The 18799-nt window shown below is 53.1% G+C and carries 17 protein-coding genes; all 17 read left to right on the top strand.

What is annotated here, in order from left to right:
• Window positions 1–35: 35 nt before the first annotated feature.
• Window positions 36–1298: an IS256 family transposase gene (locus ACAty_RS09600; protein ID WP_038472163.1), complete on the top strand. Its 1263-nt coding sequence runs from the start codon at window positions 36–38 to the stop codon at window positions 1296–1298.
• 180 nt (window positions 1299–1478) lie between these two features.
• Window positions 1479–1940 carry a hypothetical protein gene (locus ACAty_RS15935; RefSeq protein ID WP_153801829.1) on the top strand — a complete coding sequence of 154 codons (462 nt, stop codon included), beginning with the start codon at window positions 1479–1481 and terminating at the stop codon, window positions 1938–1940.
• Between the two features lie 3 nt (window positions 1941–1943).
• On the top strand, window positions 1944–3038 hold the full coding sequence (locus tag ACAty_RS09595; protein WP_004873051.1) for a sigma-54 interaction domain-containing protein: 1095 nt from the start codon (window positions 1944–1946) through the stop codon (window positions 3036–3038).
• 78 nt (window positions 3039–3116) lie between these two features.
• Entirely contained in the window at window positions 3117–3479 is a 363-nt protein-coding gene (locus tag ACAty_RS09590; RefSeq protein ID WP_004873050.1) for a flagellar basal body rod protein FlgB, read from the top strand.
• Between the two features lie 11 nt (window positions 3480–3490).
• Window positions 3491–3901, top strand: coding sequence for a flagellar basal body rod protein FlgC (gene flgC, locus ACAty_RS09585; protein ID WP_082179276.1), 411 nt, complete (start codon window positions 3491–3493; stop codon window positions 3899–3901).
• Between the two features lie 15 nt (window positions 3902–3916).
• On the top strand, window positions 3917–4270 hold the full coding sequence (locus ACAty_RS15500) for a flagellar hook capping FlgD N-terminal domain-containing protein (protein ID WP_082179275.1): 354 nt from the start codon (window positions 3917–3919) through the stop codon (window positions 4268–4270).
• 14 nt (window positions 4271–4284) lie between these two features.
• The gene (flgE, locus tag ACAty_RS15495) at window positions 4285–5535 is read left to right on the top strand and encodes a flagellar hook protein FlgE (RefSeq protein ID WP_004873047.1); all 1251 of its coding nucleotides are present in this window, start codon (window positions 4285–4287) and stop codon (window positions 5533–5535) included.
• A 24-nt stretch (window positions 5536–5559) separates the two neighbouring features.
• Window positions 5560–6303, top strand: a complete 744-nt coding sequence (locus ACAty_RS09575) for a flagellar basal body rod protein FlgF (protein ID WP_038472161.1) — start codon at window positions 5560–5562, stop codon at window positions 6301–6303.
• A 12-nt stretch (window positions 6304–6315) separates the two neighbouring features.
• Window positions 6316–7098, top strand: a complete 783-nt coding sequence (gene flgG / locus ACAty_RS09570) for a flagellar basal-body rod protein FlgG (protein WP_038472159.1) — start codon at window positions 6316–6318, stop codon at window positions 7096–7098.
• 95 nt (window positions 7099–7193) lie between these two features.
• Window positions 7194–7826, top strand: a complete 633-nt coding sequence (locus ACAty_RS15490; RefSeq protein WP_169737317.1) for a flagellar basal body L-ring protein FlgH — start codon at window positions 7194–7196, stop codon at window positions 7824–7826.
• 17 nt (window positions 7827–7843) lie between these two features.
• A complete protein-coding gene (locus tag ACAty_RS09565) occupies window positions 7844–8950 on the top strand; it encodes a flagellar basal body P-ring protein FlgI (RefSeq protein ID WP_004873043.1) in 1107 nt (368 codons plus the stop codon).
• The gene (locus ACAty_RS14945) at window positions 8950–9807 is read left to right on the top strand and encodes a glycoside hydrolase family 73 protein (RefSeq protein WP_051620796.1); all 858 of its coding nucleotides are present in this window, start codon (window positions 8950–8952) and stop codon (window positions 9805–9807) included. The genes ACAty_RS09565 and ACAty_RS14945 overlap by 1 nt, the downstream gene beginning before the upstream one ends.
• 367 nt (window positions 9808–10174) lie before the next feature.
• Window positions 10175–12160 carry a flagellar hook-associated protein FlgK gene (gene flgK / locus ACAty_RS09555; protein WP_004873040.1) on the top strand — a complete coding sequence of 662 codons (1986 nt, stop codon included), beginning with the start codon at window positions 10175–10177 and terminating at the stop codon, window positions 12158–12160.
• Window positions 12161–12171: 11 nt separating this feature from the next.
• On the top strand, window positions 12172–13413 hold the full coding sequence (flgL, locus tag ACAty_RS09550; RefSeq protein ID WP_004873038.1) for a flagellar hook-associated protein FlgL: 1242 nt from the start codon (window positions 12172–12174) through the stop codon (window positions 13411–13413).
• 10 nt (window positions 13414–13423) lie between these two features.
• Window positions 13424–14170 (top strand): flagellar brake protein, encoded by a 747-nt coding sequence (locus ACAty_RS09545; RefSeq protein ID WP_038472154.1) that lies wholly within the window; start codon window positions 13424–13426, stop codon window positions 14168–14170.
• Entirely contained in the window at window positions 14167–15129 is a 963-nt protein-coding gene (locus ACAty_RS15485; protein WP_082179273.1) for a DUF4915 domain-containing protein, read from the top strand. Before ACAty_RS09545 ends, ACAty_RS15485 begins: the two co-directional genes overlap by 4 nt.
• Window positions 15130–15185: 56 nt before the next feature.
• The gene (locus ACAty_RS15480; RefSeq protein ID WP_004873037.1) at window positions 15186–18737 is read left to right on the top strand and encodes a glycosyltransferase; all 3552 of its coding nucleotides are present in this window, start codon (window positions 15186–15188) and stop codon (window positions 18735–18737) included.
• Window positions 18738–18799 lie beyond the last annotated feature (62 nt).

Genomic DNA, 18799 nt, shown 5'->3' with positions numbered 1-18799 from the left:
TCTGGATCCGATTCGCAACGAATGAGGAGTGCGCCATGCAAGAGAGTACTGGTTTCGACGGAGGAATGGGAGAGTTGGGCCTGAACATCGAGGGCTTATTGCGGCGGTCCGCGCGCCAGCTGATCCAACAGGCCATCGAGGGCGAGGTGCAGGTGCTGCTGGAGGAGTATGCCGCGGTACGCATGGTCGATGGTCGCCGGGCCGTCGTGCGGAATGGATATCTGCCGGAGCGGGAGATCCTGACAGCGGTCGGCCCCGTGCCTGTACAGGTCCCCAAGGTGCGAGACCGCTCCGGTTCGGGCGTGGTCTTCCGTTCTTCCCTGGTACCGCCCTACGTGCGCAAGTCGCGGACCGTGGCCGCAGCGCTCCCCTGGTTGTACCTGCACGGGGTATCGTCGGGACGGATGCACGAGGCGCTGTCTGTTCTCCTGGGCGAGGAGGCCAAGGGGCTTTCTCCGGCCGTGCTGGGACGCTTGAAAGTCGAATGGGCGCAAGAGCATGCCCAATGGCAGCGCCGGTCTCTACAGGGAAAACGCTACGCCTATTGGTGGGCCGACGGGGTCTATACCCAGCTGCGGGCGGAGGACGATCCCCGGATGTGTCTCTTGGTCATTATTGGCGTGACGGCCGAGGGCAAGAAGGAGGTCGTGGCGGTCACCGACGGTTTACGGGAGTCCAAAGCCTCCTGGCTAGAGATCCTGCGGGACTTGCGCGACCGCGGGCTGCAGGAGGCGCCACTACTGGCCATAGGAGATGGGGCGATGGGTTTCTGGGCCGCCCTGGACGAGATTTACCCACAAACCCGTCATCAGAGCTGTTGGGTGCACAAGACGGCCAACATCCTCAACGAGCTACCGAAGCGCCTTCAGGGGAAAGCCAAGGCCGCCCTGCAGGCGATCTGGATGGCCGACACCCGTGAAGCTGCGGAGAAAGCCTGGCAAGCCTTCGTGCGGGACTACCAGGCCAAATATCCCAGAGCGGTCGCAAAGCTCGAGAAGGACCGGGACGTGCTGCTGACCTTCTTCGACTTCCCGGCAGAGCACTGGCGGCATATCCGCAGCAGCAACGCCATCGAATCGACCTTCGCCACCGTACGGCAACGCAGCAGCCGCACTAAAAACTGTGTCTCTCGAGCCACTTTCCTTGGCCTGAGCTACAAGCTCATCCAGCAGGCAGAGAGACACTGGCGCGGGATTCAGCATCCGGAAAGACTGCGCGAGCTCTTTGCCGGGGTGACATTTGTCGATGGGATGCCTGCCAACGAAACCCGGCTGGATCCTCAACAGGACGCCGCCTGAATCGTGTTAGCAAATGCTCATACACCAATCTTGACCATAGCTCTCATGGTATCAACCGTGAACGCTAGCCATCGGAACTTTTAGTGGAACGATACAACAGATCTTTTTATGTGTACGGCGTTGATATGAAAAGAGATAGACTGCGAGACGGCACGGTGATTTTAAAGAGTCATGCAGTGATTGGCGGAGATGTATGGAATCGGAGTCCTGCTGGTGATGATTGACGGGTTTTCTGGCAGAACTGATTGTTATATACAAATATCGACTTTATTTTTTGGTAAGCGAATGTTGCGTCGAAATATGGCTGGCGGATATTGTGCGGATCAAAAATGGTTTTTGGATAAGTTGGAAAAGATCATAACAAGTAACCTATTGAAGAAAAAACATGATTCTTCTTCAGGGCGTCGAAATGGCTGTCAAACAATTCTGCGTAGTATAGATAGACGATATAAAAAGAAGCATGCAGAAGAGAAGCTTGTACTGGTGTCTTGTAGGGCCGAAATGGGAAATAGGATGGTCCAAAAATATATCTTCGCGGATGCTTGTATATCTTCAATTTGTAGATATCTTTCTGGCATGGTAGATGTTGATCGAATCGCTGCCGTCAAGCCCTGGCGCGATCGACAACGAGAATCTCTTTGAGTCATGTCGACCAATATCCACATATTAGATGCTGTAGATGCTCCAATTGAGCGTACATGCTTGCATGCGGAAAAGAGTCGGCCAAAGTCAATAAGTAATGTTGTAGGTGAGTCTCCTGCTTGGATCGCAGTTTTGAATGAAATTGAGATTTTATCATACGCACCATCGTCAGCGACTGTCTTGTTGACCGGTGAAACAGGGACTGGGAAGGAGGTGGTCTCGCGGGCTATTCACGATAGTTCAGATCGTGCAGGGAAGCCGTTTGTTGCTATTAACTGCGCTGCCGTCCCGGCAGAGCTTCTGGAGTCTGTGCTTTTTGGGCATGAGAAAGGTGCCTTCACCGGTGCATATGCCAGAAGTCCAGGAAAATTTGAGCAGGCTGATGGTGGGACCTTATTGCTGGATGAGATTGGCGAAATGCCTTTATCTATGCAAGCTAAGTTGTTGCGTGTTCTGCAGGAAAGGAAAATCGACCGTGTTGGTGGACGGGATTCGGTACCTGTGGATGTGCGAATTATCGCTGCGACGCATCGTGATCTGCAGGAGCGTATCCTAAAAAAACAGTTTCGTGAGGACCTGTATTATCGTTTGAATGTTTATCCGATAGAGTTACCGGCACTGCGCGACCGGAAAGAAGATATACCGCTACTAGTTAAACATTTTACCAGAGAGTTGCGTAAAAGGGGTTATCCTGAGTTGTCATTTACCGACGAAGCAATGGCAGCTTTGCAGGCTTGTGCATGGCCGGGTAATGTGCGCGAACTGGTCAATTTGGTAGAGCGTATGGCCGTCCAGGCCCTCCAGAGGGAAAAGCGAGAGGTTGCGTTCAACGACTTGCCAGAGACTTTAAAAAAACAGAGTTCGAAAACGGTGTTGCCGGATGTGCTGGTAGGGGGCGATTCTGCACGCCTGCCACAGGGAAGGACGCTTTCTCAACATTTGGAAAACATTGAACGAGAAATTATCTCGACGACCTTGCGCGCCGTTGGGGGTAATCTGAGCCGCGCTGCTCGTGAACTTGGTATGCCGAGGACCACTCTGCTTTCGCGTATGCAGAGCCTGAAGCTCGATAAAGAGAGGTGTGTTCACGGAGGATGACACAGGTGATTGATTTATAAGCATAATAGTAGGCATGTTAATTGCATGTATCTCGGTGTTATGGTTTTGGAAAGGGGGATGCTCGTGCTGGAAAATATTACCTACCTAGGGAAAGCCCTGGCGCTGCGCAACGCGCAGCTGGATGTGCTCTCCAGTGACCTCGCCAACGCCTCGACGCCGGGATATAAGGCGACAAATCTGGATTTCGCTAGGGCGCTGCGAAGTGCGCTGGCTGCTCCCGGAGATCAGCTGGGGGATCTGTCCAGGTATGTTCGGTACGAGCGAGGGAACCCGGTCGGGCTGGATGGAAATTCGGTTAGTCCGCAGCGGGTGATGATGCAGATCACGCAAACTGCATTGGATAGTGAGGCCGACGAGACGTTTGGGGCAAACGCCATCCAGGGCATGATCGATGCCATCAACACGTCGACTGTCTATTGAGGGTTTGTACCATGTCAATCATCAATGCGTTGTCGGTTACCGGAGCTGCGATGTCTGCGCAGAATGCACGGTTAGGTGCAGTAGTTAGTAATCTCGCAAATGCCAACAGTGTTACCTCCAGCACGGGAACGCCTTATAAGGCACGGGAAGTAGTTTTTGAAGCAGTTCCCGATGGTACGGCCAGTGGTGGGATTCCGTTGGAGAGTGTACGGGTTGCGGGAGTTGTGCAGAGTCAGGCTCCGTCGCCATTGCTATATGAGCCTGGCAATCCTCTCGCAAACAAAGCAGGGTACGTCAGAGGATCGAATGTCAATCCCATCGAAAGCATGGTGGATATGCTTTCGGCGTCGCGCGCCTACCAGGACGACGTTACGGCGGCGAACGTCTTGAAAACCATCGCAATGAAAACGCTGAGCTTATGAGTTAAAGGAGCTGTCATGTCTATAACGTCTATTTTAAACTCAAGTCAAGCAACGCCATCTTCGGTTCCGGCGAGCGCGATTACTGGGAATTCATCCAGCGTGAGCACCTCTGGGGCATCGGGACAAACCCTAACGGAGCAGGATTTCTTGACGCTATTAATAACCCAGTTGCAAAACCAGGATCCTGCAAATCCCGCGAGTGATACTCAACTGGCGGAGGAGATGGCTGCGTTCACTACGGCCAATGGGATAACTAGCGCGGACACTTTGCTGCAGCAGATTAATGATGGTGTAACAAGCCTGAATTCTGCGTTGGGTATTGGCGTGTCTGGTGGTGTGGCTTCCACAGGTTCTGCGACGGTTGCATGAGGAGTTAAAAGGATATGGGTTACAATACAGCTATTAGCGGCCTGGATGCCGCACAAACAGATCTCAATACCATCGGCAACAACATTGCCAACGTCAATACGGTAGGTTTTAAGGAGTCTAATGCGCAATTTGGGGACCTTTATGCGGCGTCGCTCGCAGGCTCCGCTGGTGCCAGTACAACACCAGGCATTGGTGTTTCGACAGTTGACCTGTCGCAGAACTTTACGCAAGGGAACATTCAAACTACCGGAAATCCCTTAGATATGGCAATAAATGGGCCGGGTTTTTTTATCGTTAACAATAATGGTACGATGGATTATACCAGAAATGGACAGTTCCATGTGTCTAGTAACGGTGTCTTGGAGAACAACGGGGATTTGCCGGTGCAGGGCTTTCAGCCAGTGCCCGGCAGCAATGGACGGTTTTCGACCATATTGAGCAATCTTACCATCAGTGAATCGGCGATGCCCCCGCAAGCTACGTCTCAGGCAGCGTTGGTTGCCAATCTAAATGCCAACGATGTTCCTCCTTCTGTCACTCCTTTTAGCGCAAGTAATCCCAATAGTTACAACGACTCCACGACGTTTCAGGTCTATGATAGCCTGGGGAACGCGCAGGATATTACGCTGTATTTTGTTCAGGCTTCCGGTACCGGTAGTGCGAATCAGCCGAACCAATGGGACGTCTATTATTCAGCCGGTAACTCTTCGGGCACTACGGTAGCAACGGGTTCGCTGACGACATTACAATTCAGTAATACCGGTCAATTAGTTTCGGGTGGTACAGCAAGTTTTACCGTCTCTGGATGGGGCGATGGATCTGCCTCAAGTACCATTTCGGTAAATCTTTCTGGGAGTACACTCACCAATTCACCGTTTGCGGTAACATCAGAAAACGTAAACGGTTATGCTCCGGGAACGTATTCCTCTATTTCCGTGCAAAGCACCGGCGAAATTGACGCCAACTATACCAACGGACAAAAGAAAGCAATCGGTAAAGTAGCGCTCGCCAATTTTGCCAATTTGCAAGGGCTGGCCCCGATCAGCGGAAATCTGTGGAGCGCCACAGCTACCGCCGGTAATCCATTGGTGAACTCGCCAGGAACGGCAGGCCTTGGAGTGATTCAGTCTGGCGCTGTGGAATCCTCGAATGTAAGTCTTTCTTCACAGTTGGTGGATATGATTGTGGCGCAGCAGGCGTACCAGGCAAACACCAGTACGATCAAAACTGAGCAGCAGGATACTCAATCCTTGCTGCAGTTGTGATAAGGCGACTAAGGAGGGCTTGGATTGGAAGGTACTCAGTACATTGCCATGACGGGCATGATGGCATCTGCCAATATCCTGGATGTCACCGCAAACAACCTGGCCAACGCGAGTAGCACGGCATTCAAGGCCGAGCGCGTTGCGTATCGTGCCGTTCCCTTCTTTTATCAGGGTTTGCCCAACCGGGTGGACACGGTAGCCCAAAAAAACGGCGTTGACTGGCAGGAAGGGCCTATTGAGCAGACGGGCCGGGCGCTGGATGTCGCGGTGAATGGACCGGGTTTTTTTGTGGTCCAGGATGCTGGGGGCACGAAGGCGTATTCTCGCGATGGAAATCTCGATATCAACGCGCACGGAATGTTAGTCAATGCCCAAGGACAGGCCGTTCTTGGGGCGGGGGGTGTCCCAATATTTGTTCCACCTAACGCAAATGTGCGTATTGCCTCTGATGGAACGGTTTCGGTGGTCCCGGACACACCGAATTCTCAGGCGGCTGATGTTGGGCAGATACTTGTGGTGAATCCGAACCCCAGTAATTTGCAGATCGCTGGTGCTGGAGAGTTTGTGCCAATCGCCGGAGTGGTTTCAATGAAAAATGCTATTCCGGCGAATCTGATACCTGGAGCGCTTGAGGGTAGTAATGTCAATCCCGTGTCTTGTATGGTGCACATGATTTCCGATGCCCGATTGTTTCAATGGGAAACTCAGGCTGAGCAAAGTATCGCAGCGAACCAGAAAGACGCTGAAACCATTCCCACAAATTTATAGGAGCTATTTGTCATGTTAGGAGCTTTATCGACCATTCGTACCGGGCTAGAAGCGGATCAAACGGAAATCAACGTTATCGCAAACAACTTGGCCAACGTAAATACAACGGGTTTTAAACGCCAGCGTGCGCTGATGCAGGATCTGCTTTATCAAGAGGTACAACAACCGGGCGCGTTGTCCTCAACGCAGACACGATTGCCTATAGGATTGCAATTGGGCACGGGTGTTCAGGTGGTAGGCACGCAGCCCATAGAAACGCAAGGAAGCCTGTCTCAAACGGGAGACAGTCTGGATGTAGCCATCAATGGAAATGGTTTTTTTCAGGTGCTCGAGCCGAATGGAACGATGGCGTATACCCGCGATGGGTCCTTTCAATTGAATCAGAACGGCCAGTTAGTAACGGCCAATGGATATCTTGTGCAGCCCCCGATTACGATCCCGGCTAACGCACAATCTGTCACCATCGCACAGGATGGTACGGTCACCGTGCAGCTGCCTGGGCAGGCGGCTGCTACGCAGGTTGGGCAGTTGCAATTGGCGACGTTCCAGAATCCGGCTGGACTGGAACGGATTGGGGATAACCTATTGCTGCAAACCGGGGCATCGGGGGCACCCAATGTGCAGCAGCCGACTATTAATGGCACGGGCGCGGTGATGCAAGGTTATCTAGAGTCGTCGAACACCAACGTAGTAAATTCTATGGTGGATATGATCACTGCACAGCGTGCCTATCAGTTGGGCACTAATCTGGCGAGCACTGCGAACCAGATGTTGGGTTATTTGGCGAATATGTGATGCGGTACCCACAGCCCGGGCTTCCGGATCGGAGGTGGTGTTTCGCTGTCGGCGGACCGCTAGTTATACTGGTATTGTCCGGGTGTGCGGCGGGCATGCCTTTTCATCGGAGCAAGCCATTTACACCGCTGCCCTTGCCGCCGACCACCAGTCCGTCTGGTCCGTCGATCCCAGGGCAGGTGTACCAGCAAGATACAGCGGAGAACTGGTACTCGGATCATCAAAATTGGCGTGTTGGCGATGTGGTTACCGTCGATATTCAAGAAAACGCCACCGCCAGCAATGCGATCCAAAATACGACGAGCCGCAAGAGCTCCATTGGCGACGCAATCAGTAGCTTTTTTGGATTGCCATTGTCTTTCGGTAATGTGGGAGGTGCAAAGATTGCGCCCAATGTATCCGGATCTTCTTCCATTAGTAGTGCCGGGGCCGGGGCGTCTCAACAAAGTAATACGGTTATCAGCACGATTTCCGCGACAGTAACTCAGATCCTGCCCAATGGTAATCTCGCTATTGTGGGTCAGACCGAAATTAATTCGGGCGCTGGCACAGGTGCCGAATGGATACGGGTGTCTGGGGTTGTTCGCGAGGAGGACGTAGTGGATGACACAGTTCCGTCGACCGAGATCGCCAATGCCCGGGTTGAATATCGGGGGAGTGGGCAAGGATATGAGGCGGCCAGAATGCCCTGGCTGGCGCGTTTCTTTTTAGATTTGTGGCCATTTTGAGGGGTCATTCACGCAGCATGCGCACGATAGGTCAACTTCTGATCGGGCTAGGTATCCTCTGTGTCAGCCTCCTGCAGGTGGTATCCGCGGATACCATCGGCGAGCTGGCGCGTATTGGTGGCGTTCGTTCCAATCGTGTTATCGGATATGGACTTGTGGTGGGACTGCCAGGGACAGGCGATCAAACTACAGAAATCCCGTACACGACACAAACGATCACGAATATGCTCCGGCATATGGGTGTTATTCTGCCGCCAGGGCAATTCATGCAACCCAATAACGTTGCGGCGGTGATGGTTACGGGGAATATCCCGCAAGACGCACAGCCCGGACAAAAGTTTACCGTGACCGTATCGGCGATGGGCAATGCCACTAGTTTGCAGGGTGGTATATTGCTCATGACCCAACTGCATGGCGCTAACGGGAGGGTTTATGCCCAGGCGCAGGGCCCCTTGCTGGTCAGTGGGATCTCTGCACAGGGTGTGACGGCCTCTACGAGAATCAACAATCCCGATGTGGGGCAAATCGAAAATGGTGGCGTGGTTGAGGTGCCACCGGTACCGATGTCATCCGGTAACTCGGGTGTGACATTGCTGCTGCGTAAGCCAAATTATATTACTGCTGCACGTATGGTAGAGGCTATTAACGCCGTATTTCCCGCAGCTGCTACGGCGATGGGTCCCGGAGTAGTTCAAGTCCGTGCTCCTTTTGGAAGTAATAGTCGGGTGGGTTTTCTGGCTGCATTGGAGCAAATACCTGTGCATGCGCCGAAACCGGTCCCTACGGTTGTTATTAACGCGCAAGACGGAACTGTGGTTATGAGTGCAAACGTCCGTGTGAGCCCATGTGCTGTCGCGACAGGAAGCCTTTCCGTGAGTGTAGAGAACACTCCGGAGGTCAGTCAACCTAATCTGTTTGGACGGGGTGTCACGGTGGTCGTCTCCAAAAGCAAGGCGAAGATAAAAACGCACAAGGCGCACTTGGTTTTAATGAGCCATACCGCTTCATTGGAGGACATCGTGCGCACTCTGAACACGATTGGTGCGACACCCCAGCAGCTGATATCCATTTTGCGCGCAATGAAGGTGGACGGGGCATTGCATGCGCGCATCAAGGTCATCTGATGAATATCGAAGGGTTGGCGGCTATTACGGCGTCGCAGAAAGTAACGGTCGGAACGCCTGTTGCTACACATCGGCGACCGGAGACATTGAATGGCGGCAGCCAAAAGGCAGCAAATCACTTCCTAGAGGAGGCGCGGGCAGCGCAGCGTTTCGTTGGGATGTTTTTGGATGAAGTGTTGGGGGAAACCATGCCCAATCTTTTTGGGGGTGTCCTCGGTGCACAAACCTATCAGACCTTGTTTTTACAGTCGTTTTCCCAGGAGATGGTGCAATCACCAAACGGGAGTATGGGTTTGATGGAACTTTTGGAGAAAAATCTTCATATTCCTAAGAGTGCAGTACAAGCCTTGGAGAATCACCCGAGTATATCGGCAATGGGGCAGGGTTCAGGAAGCGTGGCCGGATCTACCGCTATCTCGGAGAATCCGCTAAGTTTTGTGCGGACGATTTGGCCGTTGGTGCAGAAGGCGGCAAAACAGCTGGACGTATCGGCGAAATTTATTTTGGCTCAGGCGGCGCTAGAGACGGGGTGGGGAAGCTCTGTGGTCGGCAATAATCTATTTGGCATCAAGGCGACGCCGGGGGCTCCCAGCGTGTTATCGCCGACGCAGGAGGCGAATGCGCACGGAACATTGTACTGGACAATGGCGGCATTTCGTGACTATCCCGATATGGCCTCGTGTGTTCAGCACTACGTGGATTTGATGAAGTCGGCTTATCCTGGGGTGGTTGGCGCGGGTGATAATGTCCAGGCGTTTGTGCGCGGGCTTGCTGCAGGACACTACGCGACGGATCCAAATTACGCGCAAAAACTGCTGCGTATTGTGCAGTCGCCTGCTTTGGCGGGCATCCAATGAGGCAAGCATGGTGCTTTTGGTCATGGTTCTTTCTTTTGGGCTATGGCGTAGCTGTCGCGGCGGCGACGGGTGTACAGACCGGCTTGGCCACGCATCGCACCGCCATATCCTCCACATCTGTTCGTACACCGACCGGAAGACGGGCACGGCGTCTCGGCGGGGATGCGGCGGCGGCAGTCACGTCTGGGATTGTGGTCGGCCGATATGCGGATCGTTTGTCTGCCCAAGGCAGCCAAGTCCCCATCCAGGACAGTTTTCGGGGCGGGAGCACCACCTCGCCGAGGAGCTAGGTGTGTACTTTTCTGTCTGTTGTGCCGTAATAAACTACTGACGGCAGCCGTTTTCGGATCGAAAGGGTGGGGCACATATGTCTTTAAACGGTATTCTACAGGTCGGACTCTCTGGTGTACTTGCTAGTGAAAACGCGTTACAAACGGTATCTAACAATATCGCCAATGAAAACACGCCTGGATATGTCTCGGAAGTGGCCAATCTGGCGACCAACCCATCCCAGCCAACCACATTTCCCGGCGGGTTGGGAGAGGGGGTGCAGACGGCTTCTATCAGCCGTAACTTCAGCAAGTTTGCGCAAACACAGTTCATGAATGCAACTTCCATGGCTGCGGCATCTAGCGGGGAAGTGAACACCTTGCAACAATTGTCGAGCCTGTTTCCGGTCACTTCCGGCCAATCGGGATTGAGTAGCGCTATTTCGAATTTCTACGCGGCGTTTCAAACGCTGTCGACGAATCCGTCGAGTATTCCGGATCGGCAGAGTGTGTTGTCGCAAGCGCAGAGCCTCACGGCACAATATCAGAACAGCATTAATACGATTGCGAGTGTTAAAAACGGACTAGTCCAGCAGATGCAGCAGTCGGTAGGTACCATTAATGCCCTTTCCTCCCAGTTAGCCAAGATCAATCAGTCGATACTGGCAACACCTAGCGGCTCCTCTATTCCCAATAGCTTGTTGGATAGTCAGGCTGCCGCGTTGGATCAACTTTCCAAGCAGATCGGTATCAATACGATAACGACCTCAGATGGTACGCTTATCGTCACGACGAAAAGTGGAGCGACGTTGGTCGATGGATCACAAAGCATGAAGCTTGCGGTGCAAGCAGGGGGGCAATTCCAACAGCCAGGCCAAGGGGGGATCGTCTATCAACCCACAGGACAAAACCTCACCGCAAAGATTGCGGGTGGAGCTCTAGGTGGCGCGCTGAGCGCGCAAGCCCGTGTCAACCAGATCCAGTTACAGCTTGGTCTGCTTGCTCAAGGTATTGTCGCGGTAACCAATAGTCAGCAAGCAAAGGGCGTGGACCTCAACGGGAATTTCGGGGCTCCAATTTTTTCCGTACAGGGACCGGAGGTTTTCCCAGCCGATACGAATCAGGGGAATGCGCTGATCACAGCATCGGTGACGGACTTGTCTTCGGTACCTCCCACAACTTTTACGCTGGAATATAACGGCTCACAATGGAATGTCATCAACGATGCGAACGGAACCTCACAGACTTTGACAGCAAGTAGTGGCGGTACGTTGCAATTTGGTGGAATGACCGTGCAGGTCTCCGGTACTGCAGCCGCAGGAGATAGTTTTTTGCTCGACCCAGCTGGGGCCACTGCCGGTGCATTTCAGACGGTGATGACGGACCCCAACCAGATTGCCGCTGCATTCCCTTATGTGGCAAGCCCGGGCACGGTTTCGTCCTCTGGCGGGCTGGTCAATAAAAATATTGGCACGGAATCCTTGTCTTCTGGTACGGTGGTTTCAACTGGCAACTATGGTTCTGGGGTTGCCGTCGTTCCCTCAGGAATAGCGCCTCAATCTCTTTCTTTGACATTCACAAGCGCCACGCAATATAACATATTGACCTCTGGTGGGGTGGTGATAGCTTCGGGATCCTGGGGTGGACCGGGTTCCACGGCTGTGGTTATCCCCTATCCATCCAACGGTTTGGCATCGGGATCCGCCATGAGTTTTTCATGGGATGGAGGTCAGCCAGTGGCTGGGGATAGCTTCACCTTTAGCTCTGGAGCGCCCGGGGATAATGCTAATGCCGTAACCATGGCGCAAGTATCGGATCAGGCCGTTCTGCAAAACGGATCGATCAATCAGACTATCGCGGATTTATCGAGTACCTACGGAAATTTTACGCAAGTGGCGAAGCAAAGCCAATCCGCAGCGAACGCGGTGCTCTCGCAAGCGACTACGGCGTTATCGAATATATCTGGAGTAAATCTCAATGAAGAAGCGGCGCAGGTAGTAAACTACACGCAGGCGTACCAGGCGGCTAGCGCCATTATCCAAACAACGAACACATTATTCCAATCGTTACTACAAGCCGTCTGAGGAATGCTTCCATGTCCATTTCTCCCATCAGCACACCGGTAAGTTACCTAATTCCGACCAATGCGATCCTGCAAGACCAGTCCCAACTTACGACATTAGATCGGCAGTTGGCTACAGGTCTCGCAGTCGACTCGCCCGCGGATAATCCGGCGGCGGCAGCGCAGAGTCTGCAGATCGGACAACAATTGTCCGCATTGAGTCTTGACGGCACGACGGCTGGTATAGGGCAATCGGATCTTCAGAATTTGTCGTCAACGATAGGTAGCATTAGTACCTTGGTGCAGTCGCTTCGGCAGACGGCCTTGGCCGCTGCGAATGCTACCACGAATGGTCAGGATCGTCAGGCACTTGCCGACTCTGTCCAAGAGCAACTCCAGCAACTGCTACAGTTAGGTAATAGTCAGACTCCGGATGGAAACTACCTATTGTCGGGAAGTCAGAGCAATACGCAGCCGTTTCTTGATTCCGGATCGGAGGTAACCTACCAGGGAGATGCGGGGACGAATACGTTGCAGATAGCCCCTGGATTGACGATCCCCACGTCCTTGTCTGGGCAATTTCTTTTGATGGATATCCCTACCGGGAATGGTTACGCTGTAGTCAACGCTAGCAGCGGAAACCAAGGGACGGCGACTATCTCAGTGGGGGGAGTAACCGATCCTGCTGCAGCTGCTGAAATGGATGCCAACCATCAAAAGTACTCCGTGACCTTTTCTGTCGCGACCTCTGGAGTAGCGCAAAGCAGTTACGCTATTACCAATGCGTCTGGCACCGTGGTCGGTAGCGGGGTCTACACGCCGGGGACCAGTATTGATGTGGCTGGTAGCGAGTTTACCATTAACGGTAATCCGGCTAATGGAGATAGTTTTTCTATTGATCCGGCCAGACAGCAAAGCTTATTTCAGACGGTTCAGAGTATGTTGACTCTGCTTTCAACCGGCGTCTCGAACGGCGCTGCCGGTGCACAATATGAGCAAGGGATGAGCAACGTCATTGCCAATCTCAATCAAGGGCTCACCCGTTTACTGACGGGGCAGGCTGCTGTTGGAAGTTCGCTTGCCCAGATTCAGGCGATCACCCAGGTGAATGAGACCGAATCAAGTAACGATCAAATCGCCCAGAGTTCCTTAATCTCGGCGAACTTGCCAGCAGTAGCGACACAGTTTGCGCAAGGGAGTGCTTCGCTCCAGGCGGCATTGTCGGCCTTCAGCGCTATGCAAAATCTGAATTTATTTGCTACCCTAAAGTTCTGAGGAGGCTCATGTGAAATGGGCCTCATACGGTGATCTTGAATGGGAGCAAATTTCTCGGCCGGCGTCTGAGCGTGTCCTGGCGGAAGCCATCGAGGCAGAGAATTTAGCGCAGATAACTATAGGCACCTATTGTAGTAAAACCCGCTTTCTGAGGGCGCTCCAGCAGGATGAAATATGGTTTGATGTTCCGCATCCAGAACCCGATCTAAAGTGCTTTCTAACCGGGGATGCCTCTGTAACATGGTTGCGTGCAAAGGACGGATACCATTATCGTTTCGTCGCGGCGCATCCCAAGTATGTTGAGCACTGTGATGGGCTTCAAGCACTGGCATTTTCGATGCCGAGGTTCGTTGAGCGAGCGCAGAGGCGTCAGTCATTTCGGGTTAACGTGCCCCCAAGCGACGCTCAGCTGTTACTGAAGTGGGAACATTCTGGCAAGAGCAGAGAAGCTCAAGGGTACCTTGAAGATATCAGCGCATCGGGTGCCAAGGTGACATTGGTGATGCCTTTAGGCCAGGATGACTATTTGCCCAATACAGGGCATGCTATATTCATGCAATTGCAGTTACGCGGCGATCCGATCGGTATTGATGGCACGATAAGAAGAAAATTTCCGACGAAGTGTCTAATTGAGCATGAGCGCGGACAAGAACGTTGGGAGCTTGGCATACAATTCTCAGGAATAACACTAGACCTTCGGGACAGATTGGAAAGCTATATTTTGACCCGCACGCGGGAAATGCTTGAGAGAATATGAATGCTATATTTGATAACCTAATTATTAGCGCTCCGAACCAGGCCGGTTGCGTTTTGGCGTTGTTGGGTAATGATGAGTTGGTTATCGATGATCGTGCGACCTGTGGTATGTCCTGGGATCCATCGCAAGAAATTTTCGTCAGGGCGGTTCAAGGCGTAGATCGCGTGGTAATTACAACCCCCCGGGGTACTAGTGAAGTTTCTGGAGATTGGGGAGATTTGCATGATGTGTTGATTGATGGAGACGATCTGTACGTGGTTTCTACAAGGCATAATGCCGTCGTTCGATGGAGTCTCACAAATAACGGGGAGCAAGAGCGAATAGAATTATCTGTAGCAGAGGACTCTTGGCATATTAACTGTTTAGGGAAACGGTGTGGAGCGCTTTGTTTTTCGGCGTTTGGTGAATTTGATGAAATTCGGGGTTATAAACAAGGCACGCGCAGTAGGGGATTTGTGCGCGCAATAAACGAAAAAGGCGGGCTCCATCGACTGACTGGATTGAGTCAACCACATTCGTTGATAGAGGACGAGAATGGCTGGTTTGTGTGTAACTCGGAGTTGGGTGAAGTATGGTGGGAGCGACCCGAAGGGGAAACGGAACGTATCTACATCGGAGGATATGTTCGCGGTCTTGCTATACGCGAAAATGTCCTTTATGTCGGTGTTAGTATGAGCCGCAATGCGGATACATTCGATTCGCGTGTGGGGGGCGGGAAAATTGTTGCCTTCGATATTTCGACCGGTTCACGCATTGGTGAGCGGGCGCTGCCCGTGACAGAAGTGTACGATATTGTCGCGCTGCCCGATCGCGCGAGCACCCTTGTATTGTTGGTTCGGTTGCTTTCTGGTGAGCTGCAGCGCCTGTCTAGGGCTAACCGTGTGTATCAAGATGCGACTGCCATTCTCCGTAATGAGAATGTAAGGTTGAAGCTCGCATTGGGGTTACCGACGAGCTAGTATTGGGCATGGATTCTGCTTGTATATGCCTAAGGATTTAGTATGAGGATGGACGGATGTTGGAACAGGGCGTCGATGTTGTTGAAGGCACTGAATCGAACGGTAAAGATTTTTCTGAATATTTTAATCGTCCGCGGCATGAGTTGTTGGAGGCATTCTTCCGTAAGCCAGGTGTGGTGCTAGAGTGGGGGTGTGGGGCCGGGGCAACAGGTCGTCTAATCAAGGAGCGTTGGCCCTCAGCGCGGGTCTTTGGCGCGGATCTCGATCCCGTCAGTCTGGACACTGCGGCACGGGTTCTGGATGGCGTTATATTCAGTGAAAAAGATCCTTCCGATACTCCTTTGTTTCGGTGGATTGCCGAAAAGTCTGTCGATACGTTGATTCTTGCCGATGTGCTCGAACATTTGGAAAATCCATGGAAAACTCTGCGCTGGTTACGGCAGTATCTGCGAGACGACGCGCAGATCATCGTATCGTTGCCAAACGTTCAAAATCTTGGTGTGCTTGGGCGGCTACGGGCCGGACAATGGCACTACGCGCAAAGTGGGATTCTGGATGTTACGCACCTTCGTTTTTTTACCAAGGAATCGGCATTATCCTTGCTGGCATCCTGTGGATACGAAGTGATTCAGCGGCGAACCGTTGAGGATGTGCGTCTGCTTCAGGCCGGACGTCCGGTGTTTACTTCTTCGGTTCAGATTGGCGCGTGTGCACTTTCGGGGGTGTCGCCGGCGCAGTTGAGTGACCTTGTGGCATTGCAGCATATATTCACGGCACGAGTGAGCGCGAACTGGAAACCGGTGGCGGAGATTGCGGAGATTCCCGCGGCTCCGGAAGACAAATCTTCCCTGTCCTGGCGTTGGCAGTTGACCCCGACAGCGGAAGAAGTCTGGCGCCAGGGACAAATGTTATCGACTCAGGAAGTGGCATGGCTGAAAGAATCTGTAGCACATTTGGAGGATTTTCCGAAATTTATTGTCGTGATGCGTCAGAATGTACGCAATAGCGTTCGTGCGCGTCGCGCCTTGGAAAGCCTTGCGGACCAGGTGGTACGTCCCCACGCGTTGGTGATTTTGCGCGAATCCGGGAAATCGGCTGCCTCGGTATTGTGGCCGGAATTGCCGCAAGGTCTCAGTGGTATCCCGGTCACGATTTTGGATGGCGACGATTGGGATCTTCTGAACCAATACCTGCGCGAAGGGGGTGATCGCGGTCGTGGCCGGTGGCTGGTTCTGCTGGATTCCGGAGATTTTCTGGAGTCCGATGCCTTGGCGCGTGTGGGCATATCCATTTGCAGTCACCCTGCGTGGCGTGTCGTATACACCGACGAAGACCAAGTGGATGATCAAGGCCATCGTGGTCAGCCGCATCTGAAACCGGATTTTTTGCTCGATACCTTGCGGAGTGTCCCCTATATTGGTGGTATGCTGGCCATAGACCAGGAGTTTCTGCGGAGTATTGGCGGCATGCCAGTGGGCTGCCCCGGAGCAGAGGAGTATGACCTTGTGCTTCGCGCGGCGGAAGTGGTGCCGAATCCCGAACGGATCATTGGGCATGTGGCACGGGTGTTGTATCATCGTTGTCCGCAGTCTGGGAGTGACCGAATTGCGGTGGAAACCATCGTGCGTTCGGGAAAGTACGCCCTGGCGTCTCATCTAGAGCGCAGTGGAGAAAGGGGGCGTGTGGATTTTGGTCCCGCTCCGGCAACGTATCGTGTGGAGTATGCTCTGCCTGAGGAGCTTCCACTGGTCAGCGTGATTATTCCTACGAAAAACCAGATGGCATATCTGAATGCGTGTCTGGATACGCTGTTTGAAAAAACGGACTACCCAAATTTTGAAGTAATCATCATCGACAATGGCTCATGTGAGGTCGATGCGGTCCAATATTTAGATGCAATACGCTCCAAGCCCGAGCTCTTTGCAAATCGCATCCGCGTATTCTCCTGGGTTGGGCCGTTCGATTATGCGGCCATGCATAATGCAGCCATACGGGAAACGGTTCGGGGAGATGTGCTGCTCTTTCTGAATAACGATACCGCGATTCTGCACGCCGACTGGATGCGGAACTTGGTGCGTCATGCACTGCGCCCTCAGGTTGGGGCGGTCGGGGCAAAGTTGCTGTTCGCCGATGGGAAAGTGCAGCATGCTGGCGTGATCCTGGGTCTTTCGGGTGGCGGGGCAGATCATCCGTTCTTGGGAAGCCATGGGCAGGATCGTGGGTATTTCGGGCGTCTTATTCTGACACAAAATTACGAGGCCGTGACCGCTGCCTGCATGGCAGTACGTAAGGCGGATTTCGATGCGGTCGGCGGATTTTCGGAGGAGTTTCCAGTTCAATTCAATGATGTGGATCTCTGTCTAAAGTTGGGAGAGCAAGGGCTTCGCATCGTTTGGACACCTGACGTTGTGCTGCTGCATCACGGATCGGCCAGTCAACGTGCTGAAGTACAAGGCAACCCAGAGAAAACCGTACAGTCGCGTCGGATAATGGCAGAGGCTAACGATGCGCTGTTTCGCAAATGGTCGAGGCGGATAGCGCGGGATCGCGCCTACAACCCAAACTTCACGCGCCACGGACGAGGATTTCAGTTTGAGTCGATTCCGGCATTGTGCTGGCAGCCGGAATGGCGACCCCGCAAGCGGGTGTTTGCACATCCGGTGAATCGGGAAGGAACGGGAGAATACCGGATTATTGCTCCGGCACGGGCGTTATCGAGGGCTGGGCGGCTGCAGACGCAAGAGACCATGCAACTTCTCACCCCACCCGAAATGCTACAATCCCAGCCGGACAGCGTGATCTTTCAGCTGCAAATGGAAGATCACCAGTCGGTTGTTATCCGGCAGTGGACGGAGTATTGCCCGGACACCCTGCGCGTCTTTGAGATCGACGATTTGGTCATTCACTTGCCGATGAAAAATGCTCATCGTCCGCATATTCACCCCGACATCGTCAAGCGGTTGCGGCATACTGCTGAAAGGATGCATCGGATGGTGGTAACGACGGAGTATTTGGCAGAACAGTACCGTGGATGGAATGCCGACATCCGTGTCGTCCCCAATTTTGTGGAACGGGCACGATGGGGAGCACTGCGTACGGCAATCAACGAGGGTAAGCGCCCTCGTGTTGGTTGGGTTGGCGGGGTGAGCCATCTGGGTGACCTGGAACTCATCCAAGATGTTGTTAAAGCAACCAGGAAAGAGATCGACTGGGTTTTCATGGGGATGTGTCCGGAGTCTCTGCAACCGTACGTCACCTTTGTCAAGCCGGTGCCCTTTGATCAATATCCGGCTAAAGTTGCATCGCTTGGCCTGGACTTGGCTTTGGCCCCGTTGGAAGATCATCCCTTTAATCTTGGCAAGAGTCACCTGCGCGTTTTGGAAATGGGTATTCTTGGGATTCCGGTCTTGGCGACAGACATTCTTCCCTATCGGGGCTTCCCGATCTGGATGGTAAAAAACCGGTATCGGGACTGGCTCAACACAATCAAGGAGTTGCTGGCCGACCGCGATGCCTTACGCCGTGCTGGGACCATTTTACGTGAGCACATAGAGCAGCATTGGATCTTGGAGGACCATCTCGACTTGTGGGAATCGGCTTGGACCTGAAACTTTTTCTCCGCTTGTACCGTTAAGAATAAGCAGGAGGCGCCTGTGGCGTTTCCATCCGG

It is taken from the genome of Acidithiobacillus caldus ATCC 51756 (assembly GCF_000175575.2).
In the GTDB taxonomy this organism is placed as follows: domain Bacteria; phylum Pseudomonadota; class Gammaproteobacteria; order Acidithiobacillales; family Acidithiobacillaceae; genus Acidithiobacillus_A; species Acidithiobacillus_A caldus.
The sequence above is the reverse complement of the archived record's forward strand: the minus strand, read 5'-3'. Positions and strand labels throughout refer to the sequence as shown.

What these genes read in the sequence shown, in the direction of transcription:
- flgC (WP_082179276.1), top strand. Translation starts at nt 3,491, where the DNA reads ATGTCAATCATCAATGCGTTGTCGGTTACCGGAGCTGCGATGTCTGCG.
- ACAty_RS09595 (WP_004873051.1), top strand. Translation starts at nt 1,944, where the DNA reads ATGTCGACCAATATCCACATATTAGATGCTGTAGATGCTCCAATTGAG.
- ACAty_RS15500 (WP_082179275.1), top strand. Translation starts at nt 3,917, where the DNA reads ATGTCTATAACGTCTATTTTAAACTCAAGTCAAGCAACGCCATCTTCG.
- flgK (WP_004873040.1), top strand. Translation starts at nt 10,175, where the DNA reads ATGTCTTTAAACGGTATTCTACAGGTCGGACTCTCTGGTGTACTTGCT.
- ACAty_RS15490 (WP_169737317.1), top strand. Translation starts at nt 7,194, where the DNA reads ATGCCTTTTCATCGGAGCAAGCCATTTACACCGCTGCCCTTGCCGCCG.
- flgG (WP_038472159.1), top strand. Translation starts at nt 6,316, where the DNA reads ATGTTAGGAGCTTTATCGACCATTCGTACCGGGCTAGAAGCGGATCAA.
- ACAty_RS14945 (WP_051620796.1), top strand. Translation starts at nt 8,950, where the DNA reads ATGAATATCGAAGGGTTGGCGGCTATTACGGCGTCGCAGAAAGTAACG.
- ACAty_RS09565 (WP_004873043.1), top strand. Translation starts at nt 7,844, where the DNA reads ATGCGCACGATAGGTCAACTTCTGATCGGGCTAGGTATCCTCTGTGTC.
- ACAty_RS09600 (WP_038472163.1), top strand. Translation starts at nt 36, where the DNA reads ATGCAAGAGAGTACTGGTTTCGACGGAGGAATGGGAGAGTTGGGCCTG.
- ACAty_RS15480 (WP_004873037.1), top strand. Translation starts at nt 15,186, where the DNA reads ATGTTGGAACAGGGCGTCGATGTTGTTGAAGGCACTGAATCGAACGGT.
- ACAty_RS15485 (WP_082179273.1), top strand. Translation starts at nt 14,167, where the DNA reads ATGAATGCTATATTTGATAACCTAATTATTAGCGCTCCGAACCAGGCC.
- ACAty_RS09590 (WP_004873050.1), top strand. Translation starts at nt 3,117, where the DNA reads ATGCTCGTGCTGGAAAATATTACCTACCTAGGGAAAGCCCTGGCGCTG.
- flgE (WP_004873047.1), top strand. Translation starts at nt 4,285, where the DNA reads ATGGGTTACAATACAGCTATTAGCGGCCTGGATGCCGCACAAACAGAT.
- flgL (WP_004873038.1), top strand. Translation starts at nt 12,172, where the DNA reads ATGTCCATTTCTCCCATCAGCACACCGGTAAGTTACCTAATTCCGACC.